The 16,428-nt window shown below is 35.7% G+C and carries 14 protein-coding genes; 3 read left to right on the top strand and 11 right to left on the bottom strand.

Annotated features, from left to right (window positions below; all coding sequences use genetic code 11):
* A complete protein-coding gene (locus ABMA70_RS03890; RefSeq protein WP_392991453.1) occupies nt 1-777 on the top strand; it encodes an exodeoxyribonuclease III in 777 nt (258 codons plus the stop codon).
* A 54-nt stretch (nt 778-831) separates the two neighbouring features.
* Here ABMA70_RS03890 and ABMA70_RS03885 read toward each other — a convergent pair whose 3' ends face one another.
* The 6 genes from ABMA70_RS03885 to hemC form a co-directional block, all read right to left on the bottom strand.
* Nucleotides 832-2,031 (bottom strand): M20/M25/M40 family metallo-hydrolase, encoded by a 1,200-nt coding sequence (locus tag ABMA70_RS03885; RefSeq protein ID WP_103216834.1) that lies wholly within the window; start codon nt 2,029-2,031, stop codon nt 832-834.
* A gap of 148 nt (nt 2,032-2,179) precedes the next feature.
* Entirely contained in the window at nt 2,180-3,217 is a 1,038-nt protein-coding gene (locus tag ABMA70_RS03880) for a uroporphyrinogen decarboxylase family protein (protein WP_103216835.1), read from the bottom strand.
* A gap of 2 nt (nt 3,218-3,219) precedes the next feature.
* On the bottom strand, nt 3,220-3,918 hold the full coding sequence (locus ABMA70_RS03875) for a response regulator transcription factor (protein ID WP_392991455.1): 699 nt from the start codon (nt 3,916-3,918) through the stop codon (nt 3,220-3,222).
* Nucleotides 3,911-4,825 carry a sensor histidine kinase KdpD gene (locus tag ABMA70_RS03870; RefSeq protein ID WP_103216837.1) on the bottom strand — a complete coding sequence of 305 codons (915 nt, stop codon included), beginning with the start codon at nt 4,823-4,825 and terminating at the stop codon, nt 3,911-3,913. Before ABMA70_RS03870 ends, ABMA70_RS03875 begins: the two co-directional genes overlap by 8 nt.
* Nucleotides 4,816-6,087 (bottom strand): glutamate-1-semialdehyde 2,1-aminomutase, encoded by a 1,272-nt coding sequence (locus ABMA70_RS03865; protein ID WP_233189681.1) that lies wholly within the window; start codon nt 6,085-6,087, stop codon nt 4,816-4,818. The genes ABMA70_RS03870 and ABMA70_RS03865 overlap by 10 nt, the downstream gene beginning before the upstream one ends.
* 17 nt (nt 6,088-6,104) lie before the next feature.
* Nucleotides 6,105-7,634: a hydroxymethylbilane synthase gene (gene hemC, locus ABMA70_RS03860; RefSeq protein ID WP_392991457.1), complete on the bottom strand. Its 1,530-nt coding sequence runs from the start codon at nt 7,632-7,634 to the stop codon at nt 6,105-6,107.
* Between the two features lie 223 nt (nt 7,635-7,857).
* Between hemC and ABMA70_RS03855 the strand changes: the two genes are divergently transcribed.
* Entirely contained in the window at nt 7,858-9,189 is a 1,332-nt protein-coding gene (locus tag ABMA70_RS03855) for a S8 family peptidase (RefSeq protein WP_392991459.1), read from the top strand.
* Nucleotides 9,190-9,220: 31 nt separating this feature from the next.
* Here the strand turns inward: ABMA70_RS03855 and ABMA70_RS03850 are convergent, their stop codons facing one another.
* From ABMA70_RS03850 to ABMA70_RS03830, 5 genes are all read right to left on the bottom strand, one after another.
* Nucleotides 9,221-10,204 (bottom strand): hypothetical protein, encoded by a 984-nt coding sequence (locus tag ABMA70_RS03850; protein ID WP_392991461.1) that lies wholly within the window; start codon nt 10,202-10,204, stop codon nt 9,221-9,223.
* Nucleotides 10,205-10,206: 2 nt separating this feature from the next.
* The gene (locus tag ABMA70_RS03845) at nt 10,207-11,010 is read right to left on the bottom strand and encodes an HlyD family efflux transporter periplasmic adaptor subunit (RefSeq protein WP_392991463.1); all 804 of its coding nucleotides are present in this window, start codon (nt 11,008-11,010) and stop codon (nt 10,207-10,209) included.
* Nucleotides 11,011-11,032: 22 nt separating this feature from the next.
* Entirely contained in the window at nt 11,033-13,156 is a 2,124-nt protein-coding gene (locus ABMA70_RS03840; protein WP_392991464.1) for an ATP-binding cassette domain-containing protein, read from the bottom strand.
* An 8-nt stretch (nt 13,157-13,164) separates the two neighbouring features.
* Nucleotides 13,165-14,811, bottom strand: coding sequence for an ABC transporter transmembrane domain-containing protein (locus ABMA70_RS03835; RefSeq protein WP_392991466.1), 1,647 nt, complete (start codon nt 14,809-14,811; stop codon nt 13,165-13,167).
* A 71-nt stretch (nt 14,812-14,882) separates the two neighbouring features.
* Nucleotides 14,883-15,779, bottom strand: a complete 897-nt coding sequence (locus ABMA70_RS03830; protein WP_146037768.1) for a hypothetical protein — start codon at nt 15,777-15,779, stop codon at nt 14,883-14,885.
* Between the two features lie 300 nt (nt 15,780-16,079).
* Here ABMA70_RS03830 and ABMA70_RS03825 point away from each other — a divergent pair, with 300 nt between their 5' ends.
* A complete protein-coding gene (locus ABMA70_RS03825; RefSeq protein WP_103216845.1) occupies nt 16,080-16,406 on the top strand; it encodes a hypothetical protein in 327 nt (108 codons plus the stop codon).
* Nucleotides 16,407-16,428 lie beyond the last annotated feature (22 nt).

The following is a 16,428-nucleotide window of genomic DNA, read 5'->3' as shown; positions in this document are numbered from 1 at the left end:
TTGACTAAAATTTCTAGTTGGAACGTCGCAGGTCTTAGGGCCTGCGAAAAAAAAGGTTTTTACGATTGGTATTTAGAAGATAATTCAGATGTAATCTGTCTTCAAGAAACGAAGGCATTACCTGAACAATTAAGTGATCGCTTAAATAATCCTGATAACCACGAAGTGCTAATTGCTCCTGCTGAAAAGAAGGGCTATTCAGGTGTTGCTACTTGGGTTCGAAAGGGGATCAATGTTAAGCACACGATAGGGCTTGGAATTCCTGAGTTCGATTGTGAAGGCAGAACGATCATTTCTGAATTTGATGATTATATTCTTTTTAATTGTTACTTTCCAAATGGACAAAGAGATCACGCTCGAGTTCCATATAAGTTAAACTTTTGTCGTGCTGTTGCTGATAAAGCATTAGCTCTAAAGAAGAAGACGAAAAAAGAAGTTGTGATTTGTGGAGATTATAATACTGCGCATACGGCAAATGATCTTGCAAATCCAAAGACAAATACAAAGACGACTGGTTTTCTTCCTATTGAGCGCGAATGGATGGATGAGTTTAAGGCCCAGGGCTTTACTGATTTGTTTCGCGAGTACACTTCTGCTGAAGAGAATGGCCACTACACTTGGTGGACTTACCGCGGAGATTGTCGTGCAAGGAATGTAGGCTGGCGTATTGATTACTTCTGGTCAACTGATGAGTTTGTTTCTCGTGTGAAAAACTGCTGGCATCAGCCAGATGTTATGGGAAGTGATCACTGTCCACTATCGATTGAATTTAAATAAAAAAAAAGCCAGCATAAGCTGGCTTTTTTTATTTGATCAAAGTCGAGAGATATCCTATCTATCAAGTTCGATTGTGAATGCTAGTGCTAGTTTCGCAAACTTTAGAGCGTGATCAGCTGTTCCACCCATATTATCTAGAGTGTCACGAGATGAGTGGATTTTTCCATTCATTTCACGTTTGCGAGTTTCAAATGGTGTTGAAGCAGGGAAGCCTTGAGCAGTCCATGAAGCATGATCTGAACAAGCATAACCACAAGTATCACGTCCCCAAGATAGTTCTGGAAGATACTTATCTAATAGAGAACCTAGGAAGTTATTTTGTGCTTCGTTTGTATAATCTGTGATGATTGTGATGTCATCGTTTGAACCATTGAAGTTTGTCATATCAAGTTGCATAACACCAACAACGTTCTTACCTTGTCTTTTAAAAGTTTGTGCAATTTCTTTAGAACCTAGAAGACCAACTTCTTCGGCAGCATAAGACATGAACATAATTGTTTTTTCTGGTTGGTAACCACTTTGAGCTAGTGTTTTTAAAACTTCAGTAACCGTTGCCACACCTGAAGCGTTATCATCGGCACCTGGTGCGTGAGCGTTTGTGCGTCCCCACCAACCTGCGATTGAGTCACCGTGACCACCGATTACAATAACATCATCACTCTTACCTTTGATTGTCGCAATAACTGATGGTTGTGGGTATGAAGAGTGGTTAAAGAAATCAACACTAATATCAGAACGGTGTGATGTTAGGCTTGTCCAGTGATCTTTAAGCCACTGTTGAGAATCAACACCTGTTTCAGATTTATAATATCTGTTATTGTAGCTAGAAAGCTTTTCAATAACACTTCTTATTGAGCTTTCTTTTGCATTTGCAATGGCCGATCTAACAAGATCTTCTTGGTTGATTGTGTAATCAGCTAAGAATGCATTAATATTTGAGTTTTCTTTTTGTTCTTTTACGAATTGAAGTGCTTCTTCTTTCGTTTGAAACGCAAAGAAACCACCACATCTTTGATGCTCTTCGTGTGCAAGGTGAGAGATCTCAGCTTGCTCGCTCATAATTTTTGTCTTAGCAATAACAAGGTCTTTTTCAACCTTAATAATATCAATTTGCAGATTCGAGTGTAGACTTTGCGTTGACTGGAATAAGTCCTTTCCTGTCACGATGTAGTTGTGCTCAAACGCATGAGTATTAATTGTAAGTAGTGAGAGTCCTGCTAGTAACTGAACACAAATCTTGCGTGTAATTTTCATCTAACCTTCCTTGGTTATTTTATAACTGTAACTAAATTATTTTAGGGCCAATCAGATAATTAAAATAGAGATAGATTCTGTTATCTTCTTACACAGATGTTGGAGAAGGCGTCTAGGAAGGGAGTTTGGGCGCTTCGCGCCCAAATAATTAATATTGAAATTTTGTTTGAATTAAATCAACACTTTTACGTACATTTTCTTGATCGATCCACTGAAGGCACCCGTGTCCAAGACCGCAAATCCATTTATTCATCGGCGCATTAGCATTTTGCACTGACTCATATAGGTCCATCCACTTCTTCTCAAGAGTCTCCCATGGAAGTCCTAGATAAGCTGGTTCAAGGTTTCCTTGAATATAATAGTCATTTCCTAGAGTATTTAAAACATGACCAAGGTCATGACGCCAATCGATACCTAGTACATCAATATTGTCATCTTCAATCGCCTGTAGGTATCTAAGGTGAGTCATTTTTGAGTAGTAAATTACTTTCTTATTTGGGAATTCTTTTTTGAATTCAGCAGTTACTTTCTTAAGTACTGGTAGTACTTTTTGAGTGTAATCTTCAAAATTAAGCTCACCGGCTGCTGTATCAAAAAGACACATTGCGTCTGCGCCACCAATGGCCTGAGCTCTCATTTCTCCTAGTAGTTCTGGAAGAAGTAGATCGACAAATGCATCCCAACGTCCGTCATATAGACCAATTTTTGAGCTGTATAAGGCACCAGCATGAGATCCTTCAACTGCATATGTATAAAGAGTGAAAGGAGCACCTACGAAACCTAGAAGTGTCTTGTTACTTGGTAGAGCATCTTTAAGAAGAGTACATGCTTCTCCTTGGAATTTATAAAAGTTCTCTGCGCTATCTAAGAATTTAAGTGCTTTTACATCTGCAACAGTTTCTAGAGTTTTTTCAAGCTTTGGTCCTGGAGCATACTCTAGGCCCATTCCCATTTGCTCTAGAGGGAAGAGTAGATCTGAGAATAGAATGGCCGCATCAAATTTAAAGTCATTGATTGGGCCCATTGTTACTTCACATGCAAGCTCTGGTTTTTTACATAGCTCCATGAATGTATGATCTTTTTTCATACCTTGGTAGTGGTCGTGGTAGCGCCCAGCTTGTCTCATAAACCATACAGGTACAAATTCTTTTCCATTTTCACTTTTGCGATCGTTAAATAATCCCATTTTTATTCCTTTATAATAAGCTTGTAGCCAATTCCGCGAACACTTTGAATCTCAAGTGAGTTCTTTGAGTCACTCTCGGCCCATTTTCTAAGTTTAACAATATAGTTATCTACAGTACGTTGTGATGGAAATTTATCTTCACCCCATACTTCGTCAATAATAAAATCTCTTTCAACAGCTTCATTCTTTTTCTTTAGTAAGATTTCTAGAATGGCACACTCTTTTTGTGTTAGATTTAGTATCCTGCCGTCGCCATCTTGTACTTCAAATCGCTTTGGCCAAATTTTTAAATCACCAATAAGAATTTCTTCCTCAAGGGAGTCGATATTAGTCTTAAAGCTTAGTAGTCGATCCAGTCTTATCGTTAGCTCTTTTAGAGCAAATGGCTTTGTAATATAATCTTCGCCACCTGCTTCAAACCCTTCAACTTTTGTTTGAGGATCATTTAGAGCAGATAAGAAAAGAAGAATGAAGTCTTTTCTAAGCTTTCTAAAGTCTTTAGCAAGATCAATCCCATTTCCGTCTGGAAGTCCAATATCCATTAGAATGATATTTGGTTTGAAGTCTTCGAAATAGTAACGAGCGTCTTTAACATTCTTTGCAAGTCGGCATTCGTGACCGATGTCGCCTAAGTATTCGCTTAGTGTATCACCTAGATTGTTATCATCTTCAACGACAAGAATCTTTCCGAAGTTATTCATCTTTACCTCCGTCACTTTGTTCTGATAGTGGTAATTGAATATCGAAGATTAAGCCTTTATCTAAAGTTATATTAAATTGACCTTTCATCGTTTCAATTAATTTCTTCGAAAGGTATAAGCCTATGCCTGAGCCTTTCGTCGATTGGTGCTTGTAGAAAAGCTTTCCAAGCTTTTTGACATCACCACTAAAACTGCCGCGATCATGATATCTGATATTTACGGCCTGTCCTTTAGTACTGATCGTAATTTCAACTTCATTCGAATCAGTATGTGAAATAGTATTTTCTAAAAGGTTTTTGAAAATGATACTTAGAGCAAACTCGTCAGCTTGAAGGCTAATGTTTTTTACTTCCTTAGTTACCGTAACATTCAATTTATTTTGGTAGCCACTCTCAATAATATTTTCTAGGAAATGACCTACTTCAATATCTGTACAATTTAAGTTTCCACCTCGCTCTATACGTGAGAGCTGTAGGATTTTATCCATTTGATTCTCTAGTCGAATCGTATCGTCAATTAAGCGAGTCGTAAGTTTTTGAAGTCTTTGGTTTGAGTCTTTTTCAACTTCATCTTTAATGACTTCAGATTGAAGTTTTATGCTTGCAAGGGGAGTCTTAAGCTCATGCGTAAGCCCTGCAAAGAAAGCTGCAATCGAGCGATTCTTTCTCTGGTCTCTGATAAAGAGGAGAGTGTGAGAGCTCACTAGAATGAGAATAAGGACCAGAAACGTAATTCCTTCCCATTTAATTAGTGAGCCTATGTCTGGGCCCTCTGTGATATTAAGTTTTGCCAAGCGGTCACTCATTTTAAAAATTAAAAAGAGCCACCACAGGCCAAAGAGCCCAATTAGTCCCGTCGTAATCGTTGAGATTAAAAAGAATGGAGAAGAAGCTTTCTTTAGTTCCAAAGTCTGTTCTCTAAATCCTTCGCAACTTCTTCGTTATGTGCAAGTGAACCAAATCCAACTTCATATGCATTTGGAGACAGGTAAATTCCCTTTTCAAGAAGAAGTTCAAATAGTGGAACAAAGTCTTCACCAATATTGCCTGGAATATTTCCAACTGACTTTATCTTATCTCCTGGAACGATCCAAAATAGAGAAGAGTGGTGAATTACATTGTAGTTTGAAAATTGACCATCGTTATATTCAGCAAGCCACTTCTTAAAGATATTTACAATTCTTAGAGTATTATCTTCAAGCTCTTGGTAGCTCTCTTTTGTCATTTGTTTAAGTGTCTCAAGTCCACCAACCATTGCAAGTGGGTTTGCACTTAGAGTTCCAGCTTGGTAAACACCACCAACAGGAGCAAGGTGTTCCATAATTTCTTTCTTGGCCGCAATTGCTCCAACTGGAAGACCACCACCAATTACTTTACCGTAAGTAACGATATCTGGAGTGATTCCAGTCAGTTCTGCCATACCACCAAAAGCAACACGGAAGCCTGAAATTACTTCATCAAAAATTAGAAGTGCATCATTTGCTTTTGTGATCTCTCTTAATCCTTCAAGGAATGCTTGGTCTTGAATTAAGAGACCATTATTTGCCGGAAGTGGCTCAACAATGATTGCAGCGATTTCATCTTTGTGATCTTCAAAGCATTTCTTTACACCCTCAAGATCTTCAAGCTCTAGAATTAGAGTGTCATCTGCAACACCTTTTGGAACACCAAGAGAAGAAGACTCAGCAGCACCAGCAAGTCCTGATCCCGCTTTAATTAGCATGGCATCAACGTGACCGTGGTAGCAACCATTAAACTTAATAATTTTATTTCTTCCTGTCACACCACGTGCAAGACGAAGTGCTGTCATAACTGCTTCTGTTCCCGAGTTTACAAATCTGATTTGATCAACATGTGTAAGACGAGAAAGTAGGTATTCAGCTAGATCAACTGAATATGGTTCACAAGCACCATAACTCCAGCCACGACCTAAGGCCTCAGTTAGTTTTTCTTTTACAGTTTCGTTTTGGTGTCCAAGAACGAGTGGCCCAAAGCTCATGCAAAAGTCGATATATTCTTTACCTTCGATATCTGTAAAGTAAGCACCTTTAGCGCTTTTAAAGAATTTTGGTGTTGATGTCATTCCTTTGAATGAACGAACAGGTGAGTGAACTCCACCTGGAACCATCTTCTTACTTTTTTCAAAAATTTCTGTGTGCATATTGCTCATATGTAATCCTTTTATATTTATTTTTTTAGCCAAGCTTTAAATTCTTCCATACTCGCGAATGGACGAACAGTAACGCCTTCTTTTGAAAGTTGTTCAAATGTTTTACCAAGCCCACAAGCATGAAATTTGTCTTTTAACTCTGGAAGGTGTTCAACATAAGTTTGGTATTGTGAGTAACTAGTCCAAAAGAATACATCGCACTGTCTAAGCTCATCTAAGAATGTTTCACGAATTTCTTTATTGCTCTTTTCATATGATTCAAACACTTGTCCATAGTCAGAGTAAGAGTCTTTATGTGTTAAGATTGTTAGCTCTTGTTTAGGGCCATTTAAAACTTCAATGGCTTTTGAGCTGCGAATCTTGTCTAGTGTGTCTTCTCCTAGGCCATCACATGATCCATGAACCCACTGGCCATTTTGAGCAAGTAGCTTCCAAGTTGAAGTACCAGCAGTATAAACAGCTTTACCGTGATTCTTTAGAAGGCTTACACCATAGCGCGCAGAAAGAAGAACGTCGTTATTTGGAACGCGAGCATTCTTTAGGGCCTCTTTGTGGATTAACTCACAATAGATATATTCTTGTTCTCTGTGGTCAGCATGCGGAAGGCCAATGAATGCCTTTGCCTTAGAGGCTGGTGCAGGGAAGCTTCCTTCAAGGTGTCTTTCATAGATTACCTTGTCATCAACCTTTCCCTTATGCGTATGAATATAATAATCACCTTTTTTTGTGACATTGATACCAACTGCAAGGTGACAACCGCCTCCATAGCTTGCAAATGCTTTACGCTCACGGCTTACTTCACTTACTGTATCTTTGTCTTGAAGCTTAAAAAGTTTTTCTTCTAGTACTCCGTTGTCATCACGGTTTTCTAAACATTCAATTCCAAGAGCTCCTTGAGAAGCGGCAGCTGGAAATTGACTGTGAGGTAGAACAGCATAAGTCATTCCCGAAAGTAGAACCTCAAGCTCTTTTCTTGAGCTTTCTGTAATAGCAAGTCTTTCGATACCAGGCATTGCTAGAACGATCGCATCGTAGTTGTCATCTCTAAGTTTTTGAATACGTGAGTTTACATTTCCACGAAGCATCTTTGTTGATACTTTTACATTGTCTCCATAAGGTAAGAACTCCGATAAAGAGCTTTCAATATTAACAATTCGACGTGGAGAAGAAGTTCCAACAACAAATTCTGTTAGTTCTTTGGCCATTAACTTACTAACAGTCTCTTCCTTAATTAGGAGAATATCGTAAGCATAGTCACGTTTCGATATTGCTGCTAGCTTTATTCCTTCCGGTCTATCACTTCCAAGATCTTTATATGAGTGTACGACTAAGTCGATTTCACCTTGTAGTAGGGCCGCATCTAATTCTTTAGTGAAAAAGTCTTTCCCTTCGAGTTGCCAAAGTGGCTTATCAACAATCTGGTCACCTTGAGTCTTAATTACCTTTAATTCAAACTCGTCACCAGTTAGTTCTTCAAGTTGATCTTTTACTTGATTACATTGAGTCAGGGCCAATAGTGAGCCACGTGTTCCGATGATGTATTTCAAAATAAATCCTTGTTTATGGTGTGAACGTAAAATACATTAGATAACTTACTTTTTTGTCATGAAATTGTCATTAAAACCAAGCATGCGCGATGAGTCTATTCTTTGATTTTTAACTAAACTGGTCCCATCTCCGAGTGAAAATGTAAGAAAAAGACATTTTTTATATCGTTTTTTTATATATACACTTAAGTCATTGAAATTTTATTAGCAAAAGGAATTGCAAATGAATCGATCGATCTTAATAGGAACAGTCCTAATTTTATTAGGTTTTTTCCTTAACATCACAGCTAAGGCATCGTCTCTTAACATCAACCCAAAACGCATTATTGTAAAGTTAAAGAATGGTAAAGATATTCCGGCGTTTAAGGGAATAAATAAATCAGTTTACTTTTTTGAATCCACATATGTTCTTTATACAAATGGGGATGAGTCACTTTTAAATAAATTAAGAGCGCATCAAAATATTCTTGATGCACAATTTGATACTTTCTCAAAACGTGAGCCTCTTCCAATGCCAGTTGAATCTTTTGAGTCAGAATCAATTGAAGAAGGAGATGAGATTTATAGCTCTGTTTTAAATGATCCAAAACTTTCAAAGTTATGGGCATTTAAAGATGCTGACAAGCATGGCATGAGTGTTAATAGAGTTTATGAGGATAGTGGATTGTCACAATCTAATGCTCCAATTATTGTCGCAGTTGTTGATACAGGTGTTGATTATAACCACGAGGATCTTAAAGATGTAATGTGGGTCAATGCTAATGAAATACCTGGCAATGGAATTGATGACGACGGTAATGGTTATATCGATGATGTTCACGGAATCAATACACTTGAGCGTGATAGTGAAGGGAATGCAACAGGGGATATGATGGATGGCCATTCACATGGAACTCACGTTTCAGGAACAATAGCAGCAACACAAAATAATGGAGTTGGTATTGCAGGTGTCGCATCAAATGTTCGCATTATGGGACTTCGTTCAGTTCCAAGCTATGGTGATGAAACAGATGTCGATATTGCGGAAAGCTTTCTTTATGCGGCAAAGAATGGTGCAAAAGTAATTAACTGCTCTTTTGGTAAGTCACATAATGAAGGTGGAATGCTGGTAAAGGAGACAATTGATTATATCGCAAAAACATATAACACTCTTGTTGTTGTTAGTGCTGGTAATAGCTCACAAAATATTGATACAAAATTAACTTATCCTGCTTCTTATGAAAGTGAAGGGATGTTAGTTGTAGCTTCATCAACTCGCTATGGTCGCTTTTCTTATTTTTCAAACTATGGTGTTAAAAGTGTTGATGTTGCGGCCCCGGGATCATCAATTTATTCAACGACTCCTGGAAATCGCTACGGAAATATGTCAGGGACTTCAATGGCCTCTCCTAATACAACAGGTGTAGCCGCAGAAGTACTTTCAAGACACCCTTACTTAACAGCAGTTGAATTAAAAAATGTTTTAATGAATAGTGTAACGGCCAAGTCTTCGATGGATGGAGATATCCTAACGGGCGGGGTTGTCGATTTATTTTCTGCTTTAGAAAATCTTTAAAATAATGGCCCGTTAATAACGGGCCTTTTTTTTAGTGCCAAAGTTTGAACTTTTCCTGATGTGGAATATTAATTTCAACAATATTTCCTGGAACAATATAATTTAACTCGATTCCTTTAGTACTATTGGCAATAGCAATTCCTTTTTCAGATTCTTTGATTGAGTTACTAAGGTTGGCCTTTAGGTATTTTTTGAACTCAAAACCATCTCCTCCATCTATGACAGAGATACGATAGGACTCTTCTAGCTTTTCATATGTCACAATAACAGGCTCTTTATTTCTATTGCATAGGATATCAAGATAACTTTCATAGTCCCCATTGGCCTTTATTTTCTCTCGCTCGAGTTTATCAATCTTAAGTTGACCGTGCTCAAGAGAGTTTAGAATAATTTCAAAAAATGCCCTTTCTTGAGTAATTGATGAATTTGTAAATAGCTTTAATGTTCTTGCACATCCGGCAACATCAGCTAGTGTTCTTATGTGCATTTGTGCGTTTGATACGATATCAAGCCCACTATTGTGGTTAAGAGAGTAATTAATAATAGATTTTATCTTAGCTTGAAGTTTTATTTTTGAGTTAATTAACTGTTTAATGTTAGAGAAACTTTGAAGATCAATGAAATCATTTAAGTCATTGCTTAAATAGTGTGACTTTCTCTTTTCTGTAATTTCTTGTGCCAAGACTATTATTGGAACACTTGAGAATCTGGGGTACTTTTTTAGCATTGAAAAGATTGATAAGTCTTTACTTAAGCTTGAGTCATAGAAGAGAATAAGATCAACGTCATTTTTTTTTACATCTGCAAAGATTTGAATGATCATTTCAACTTTATCTCGCTGTATAATATCATAAGTGTCGTCCAATACTTGCATCAAGCGTTCAGTGATATATTTATTATTGCTTATGATAAGTATCTTAGGTTTTTTCGTCTCATGTTCTGGCATGTGAGACTTATCACTGCTACTTGCTTCTGACATGTTGTCCTGAATGGCCTGCTGTAGTTTTTTAAACATAATTATCTCTCTGTTAATGCATAGTTAAGTGAGGACTCTAGAGGTTTTGTTAAATAAGACAGAATACTTCTTTCCGTTATAAAGATATCCGCTCTTGTTTTGACACCTGGTAAAATTAAATTCTTATTAGGGTCTCTTCCAAGGTGATTTTTAAAGAGAAGTGCTTTGGCCTGGTAGTAGGCCTTACCATTGTTAGAATAAAATGTATTAGAAGAGATCGATGTAATCTCTCCTAGGATTGTTTCATACCTGTTGCCAACTTTAAACTTTAGCTGAACAGGCATTCCATTTTGAATAGAGTTAATATCATCGGGAGTGATTTCAATAGATGCTGTGACACTGTCAGCGATAGGCTCTAGTCTCATTATACTTTGTCTTGTTGAAATTCTTTGTCCAATGGCCTGTATCATAACGCTTCTTATGATTCCTCTTGTGTTTGAACGTATATAATGAGTGTTATCCTTCTTCTTTGTTTTATCATCAACAAGTGTATAAAGGAGTTCTCCTTCCTCTACATACTGTCCCTCCATAACATAGAGTGCATTAAGTATTCCTGACTTATTATGTTGAATAGTGATAATATTTCGAGTTGATTCGATGATTCCATTACCACTTACAAGTTCATTTACCGTCGAAAACGATATCCATGCAAAAAAAGCAATAAGAGTAAAGCAAGAGAGTAGGATCATCGATTTTGTCGCTAGTGGTACCCTTGCTTCTTCTAGCAGAATGTCTTGTCCAATATAGTCGGATTGCTTTTCATAATCCGAGATATTTTTAAGAGATATTTTTTTTTGTTTTTTCATAAATCTCATTCCTTACATCTTTCTACACAAGTGCACTTTCTTCGAGGATATTTAGAAGTTCTTCTTTTTTTCCAGACGAAAGTTTTGAGCCAGGTGCCATATAAATTATATTATCTGTTTCTTTTAGTATCTCTTTATGTTCACTACAGAAAATAACAGAGAAATTACCTTTAGAAAGTTTCAAGAATTTCTTTAATAATTTAAATTGTTCGTTAATCATATTTGAAGGGATATCTTCGATAAGAACTACTTTTGCTTGAGTGCAAAATGGTATCGCTAGAACAATAGTCGAATAGAGCTCGTTTGATAATTTCAATTTCATTGAACCGCTAAGAGGAGTATCTATTGTCAGTCCATTTTCTTCAAGTAACTCACCAACACCGAAGATACCTAGGTGTATCATAATATCTTCACGTGAAATAAGCGGGTTAATGTATTTTATATTTTCGTAAATACTCATGTCCTTCAACAAGGACTTTTTGAGATTTAAAGTCAGGATATATTGTCTCAAATAGAGAGTATCAAATTGGCGGTGATCAATTCCTCCTATTCGTATTGAACCTGATTTTGGTAGATATGTTTTATTAAGTAGTTTTATAAAAGCATTTTTTCCTGAGTTTATGCCTGCATGAATACCATAGATTTCATTTGGCTTTATTGTAAGGTTCACATCTTCAAAGATATTTTCTAGAGTGTCAGGATATTGAAATGATACAGATTTGAATTGAATCTCAAAATTTTTAGTGTAGAGATCTTCAATTGATCGGTATGTCCTCGTTTCACTTTTTGAGCATAGGAGATAATGTAGCTTTTTAAATGAAGAGTTAACGGTATCTGTTTTTTGTAGCAGTTCTAAGAGTTTCTGAGCTGGTGTTAAGAGATGCCATAGTAAGAACATTAACCCAAAGAAACTTCCTACTTCTAGGCCTTGATTCCAAATTAAATTAAGACCAATTGCTATTGAGATAATTGCAACACCAACCATAAAACAATATGAGAAGAGGTATGTTTTCTGTGAATGCATTTTAGTTTTATGTTCTCTGTAACATGAGTTGGAACTAAGTGAGGATAGGCGAGTGCTAAAGACTGGAAAGAGATTCTCAAGGTATATTTCTTCTGAAGTTCTTTTAAGTTCATCAACGAGATTGTTCTTGTTCTCATTTAAACTATCAAACTCTTTCTGCTTCAATCTGATATTTGAAATATTGTATAGATAAATAAAAATGTAGAGAGGAGCTAAAATTAGAGTAGGTAAAGCAACTTGCCAAGAAAGAAAGATAATTGGAAAGATGAGTAGGGTATTACATAATATATCAATTAACTTTAAAAAGTTTTCGGATGATAAAAACTCTACTGAGTTTCTAATCTCTTCAAATCGATTGTTTTGAAAGTCAATCTTCTCTAACTCCCTTTGATGATCTGACATATTTGATACTTTCTCAAGTATGGCAACTTCGAGAATATAATCTAGTCGCTGAACACACCAGGTTATTATATTTGATCGAATATTTCGAGCAGTGAAGTTTATTGCAAGTAGTAGCATAATACCTGTTGTTGCCGGTATGAAAAATGACATGTCTCTTACATCAATCATTATGTCATATATAATGATTGCGTAGAGCGCTAATGCTATTGTTGTTATTGTATTAAGTAGTGAAATAGAAATTACAGTAATGAATTCCTTCTTAAAACGAAGAAGTAAAGCCTTGATCCATTTTGGGAAACTCTTTTCTGTATTTCTAAAAATTACTTCGTTGTCGAGTTCGTTATGGTTAATTTGTTTAATAAATAGAGCATACTTAATAGAGAAATTTTCGATGTCTACTTGTCTCTTTAAGTCATGATCATTAATTAGATAATGTTGTTCTAGGTGGATGTCATAGCTAAGTATAAGATGATCTCCGTTGTTGCAAAAGTTTTCAATATATTGGTCCGCAACTAGTAAACATGGAAGCGCACTATTTTCAATATTTTTAAGATTGATTTTTAGCTTTTCAGTTTTTAATCCAATCGATGCTAGTGAGTTAATAAGATCAACTTCTCTCATATGCCGATAAGACATCAAAATTTCATTGACGTCTTCGCTGTAATTATCTTGATACTTAAGCTCCATTAAATTATGAAATATCATTTTTATATTCGACATAATTCTCCCTAGGCCAAGTAAGTATCTATTTCGCCAATGCGATTATTCAAAAGATCTCGATTACATAACTTAAGTAAGTTTTGATCTCTGGTATTGATAAATATAATTCGTGACTCTCTAATATTTGCAATATATTCGAATACCTTAATATAGTTTTCTCTATCTACTCCTGCTTCAAATTCGTTTAAAACAATAATCTCTGGTGTCAGTGCAAGCTGTCTGGTTATATAGATTAATGATTTTACTTCATCAGAAATATTATCTTCAACTTCTGATGTCAGCTTTGTATCAAGTCCGTTTGGAAGATTTTGAATTATTTCACCAAGCCCCAAAATGTTAATGAATTTTTGGGCCTTTTTTTCATCGACTAGACCAAAAGAAGTGATGTTCTCTCTAATTGTGCCGTTCCATATATTTGGCCTTGCGTTTATGATTGCAATTTTCTTGTAAAGACTTAAGTCATCAACATCTGATAACTTATAGTCATTTATATAAACTTTTTTTGTGATGGCCTTCAAATTAGGTGCATATAAGAATTCCTTTGTATCTTTGTCTTGATATTTTAATGAAATAGTATCGCCCTTCATGAATGGAATTTCGTGCTTTTTACCTCTTATATAAATAGGGATAACCATCGAATAAACACTTTCTAGCTTTTGTTTTTCTTTTGCTTGAGCTGAACTTGTTGGATGAATAATTACATCAGACATGACTTTAGCCTCATGTACTTTCTTTAATACTTGAAATATTTTTGTGACTGGTGCTACACATCGATTGGCCAGAATAAGTGAAGCAACAAGTGATCCAATTCCTATTTGTCCTGTTCTTACTAGATAAACTCCTAATGCTAGAACGGCAACAGATGTAATTTGTGTTGTTAATTGACCGAGGTTAATTAACTGTTGCTCATAGCAATTAAGCTGATAATTATTTTTAGCAACTCTTGCCTGTTTCTTTTTAAATTGATTGTTAAATAGTTTAATTCTACCAAACTTTCTAATCACAGTAAGATTATCGAGAATTTTATAAAGTAGGTTATTTTGATCAATATCAGTTATGTGCTTGAGTTGGATTATTCTAGTTATCCTCTTTAAAGAATAGAGTGAGGTCATCATATAAACTGACAGTGTAAAAAATGGAATTAATGCCATAAACGGATTTATATAAAAAAGGAATCCAAAATAGAGGCATAAGAATGGTAGCTCTGTTAATGTAATTATCCCTTGTCCTGCAAAGAATGACTTATTTCTTTGAATCTCTTTTAAGGAATACTGAAATACACCAACATTATAAAAATCTGAATCTGTAATTGTTTTCTTAATCAGCTCTTGTGAGTGTTTACTTTCAAATCGGGCACCTGCAAAGGTAATAATATAGTAGCGCAAGTATCTTAGAGCTGCTTCGGCCATTAGGAATAGAGTTAGTCCAAGTAATAAAATAATCGCTGTTGCTGTTCGATGATTTGGTATCATTCGATCATAGATTTGCATTACAACAATTGGAAGTGCAAAGGATGTAATATTGATGAGTAGACTAAGTAGCAATAGCATTCTTAAAGAAATAAATTCTTTATCGAATACAATTGAGTTTTTTCGAATCCACTTAAGTGTACTAAGCGGTATATGTCCGATTCGATTTGAGCTATTAATCTCCATGTCGTCTCCTACAGTAAATTACTGTAGATAACAGATCGACTTAGATAACGGTGCTTTTGAGTTAATTAATACTAAAGATTTGCGCGTACTGTAGCTAAGTGCTTAGCTCTCTTCTCAACAAGAGATTCAATGGCCATCTTCGCTTGGTCTAGTTTCTCAATCTTTTCTTCATCTAGCATTTTACCGTGATTAAGAATATCTCCTAAACGATAAACACCCTGTTTCTTGTCAAATTCTGTGTCAATTACAGAAGGTGAGCCAAGGTCGACAAAGATTGAGTTATTTGGACAGTGGCCAGCAAAGAACTCTTCAGCAAAGATCTTTCCTGAGCATCCGATAGTGTTCACATAGCTATTAAACTTGAAGTATTCGTTATAATCCTTCCAGCCAACAGCAGTGATATTGATATTTGGAAAATCATTAATGATATCTTGTACTTTCTCTGGGTTTCTAGCACTAATATAAACATTATACTTTTTCATTAGGTGCTTAATAGAATCTCTTGCTAATTGTCCTGATCCTAAAATTAGAACATCTCCAGAGTCATATTTTGATTGAATGATTCTTCTTGTAATACCTGCATAAGATTGTTGACCAATCTTAATTAAGTGCTCTTTTCTTACTTCTTTAGCATCCTTAAATAGTTTTTCAAGGACTCTAAGAATTAGAGAAGAGCGAATATCTTCTTTTAAATAATTTGAGAATGCTTCTTTGAATTGGGCAACGATCTCGCTCTCACCCTTAAGCTTACTTTGTAGGCCACAAATAGTTTCTAGTAGAAAGTGATAGGCCTTCTTTCCAAAGTAGTATTGTCCTAGTTGTCTGTCTTCATCACTGAATTCAGTAGTTGTTAGGATGATTGTTCTTTGACATGTAATAAGAACAAACGCACCTGGCATTTTTAGCAGGTGAGTAGGTATATTTTCACTCTTAGTTTGAATGTTTAATAGGTGTATTTTTTGTAGCAAAAAATCTTCCTTGCACTGTGTCGTCTAAAATCCCTGTGACTTAGATTACCCAAATCGGTACCCAAAAGTGTCATGGAATTGTAGACCTTGTTTTTCTTTATTCGTCTTAATTCTTTTTGTGAGATATTGAGCTAATTTGTATTGTCTGAGTGTATTAGTCAATATTTTCTTCCATAATATTACTATCTTATATATCTTTATTCGGGGCCAATAGAAATTCTATATGGTGTCATTAATAGTTGTTCAAAGATTCCTAAAATCCTTTTCACCACTGTTTTTCTCTGCTAATTTGTGCTTATCATGAGCTCAGTTACTAATAATGCAAACGAAGTAGATAAGAATAAGCAATCAGAGCAGAAAACTGTTCTAAAGTCCTTACTGGAGCGACTAAAGGCTCCTTTCCTGGCATTTGATCGCAAGGTCGATGGTGCTATTTCATTCTTCATTACCCACTATGGTAAAACAAAATTTATGGTGGCAATGTCTAAGAAGATTCAATACTTGGGGATTGAAGGATTATGGAATAAAGGCCCAAAAGCTTTTATTTATTTTTTCCTATTTTATCTGATCCGAGATACAATACTCTACATTATTATCCCTATCTGGGTGGCCAAGGCCACTTCTTAAATCTTACAAGGATTTATATTTA

The sequence above is a fragment of the Halobacteriovorax sp. XZX-3 genome, from assembly GCF_043196495.1.
Lineage (GTDB): Bacteria > Bdellovibrionota > Bacteriovoracia > Bacteriovoracales > Bacteriovoracaceae > Halobacteriovorax_A.
Note: the sequence above shows the minus strand (reverse complement) of the source record. Positions and strands in the feature narration are given on the sequence as shown.

Coding starts and splice junctions, on each gene's coding strand:
- ABMA70_RS03885 (WP_103216834.1), bottom strand. CDS start 2,031: ATGAAAATTACACGCAAGATTTGTGTTCAGTTACTAGCAGGACTCTCA.
- ABMA70_RS03880 (WP_103216835.1), bottom strand. CDS start 3,217: ATGGGATTATTTAACGATCGCAAAAGTGAAAATGGAAAAGAATTTGTA.
- ABMA70_RS03875 (WP_392991455.1), bottom strand. CDS start 3,918: ATGAATAACTTCGGAAAGATTCTTGTCGTTGAAGATGATAACAATCTA.
- ABMA70_RS03865 (WP_233189681.1), bottom strand. CDS start 6,087: ATGAGCAATATGCACACAGAAATTTTTGAAAAAAGTAAGAAGATGGTT.
- ABMA70_RS03855 (WP_392991459.1), top strand. CDS start 7,858: ATGAATCGATCGATCTTAATAGGAACAGTCCTAATTTTATTAGGTTTT.
- ABMA70_RS03850 (WP_392991461.1), bottom strand. CDS start 10,204: ATGTTTAAAAAACTACAGCAGGCCATTCAGGACAACATGTCAGAAGCA.
- ABMA70_RS03845 (WP_392991463.1), bottom strand. CDS start 11,010: ATGAAAAAACAAAAAAAAATATCTCTTAAAAATATCTCGGATTATGAA.
- ABMA70_RS03840 (WP_392991464.1), bottom strand. CDS start 13,156: ATGTCGAATATAAAAATGATATTTCATAATTTAATGGAGCTTAAGTAT.
- ABMA70_RS03835 (WP_392991466.1), bottom strand. CDS start 14,811: ATGGAGATTAATAGCTCAAATCGAATCGGACATATACCGCTTAGTACA.
- ABMA70_RS03825 (WP_103216845.1), top strand. CDS start 16,080: ATGAGCTCAGTTACTAATAATGCAAACGAAGTAGATAAGAATAAGCAA.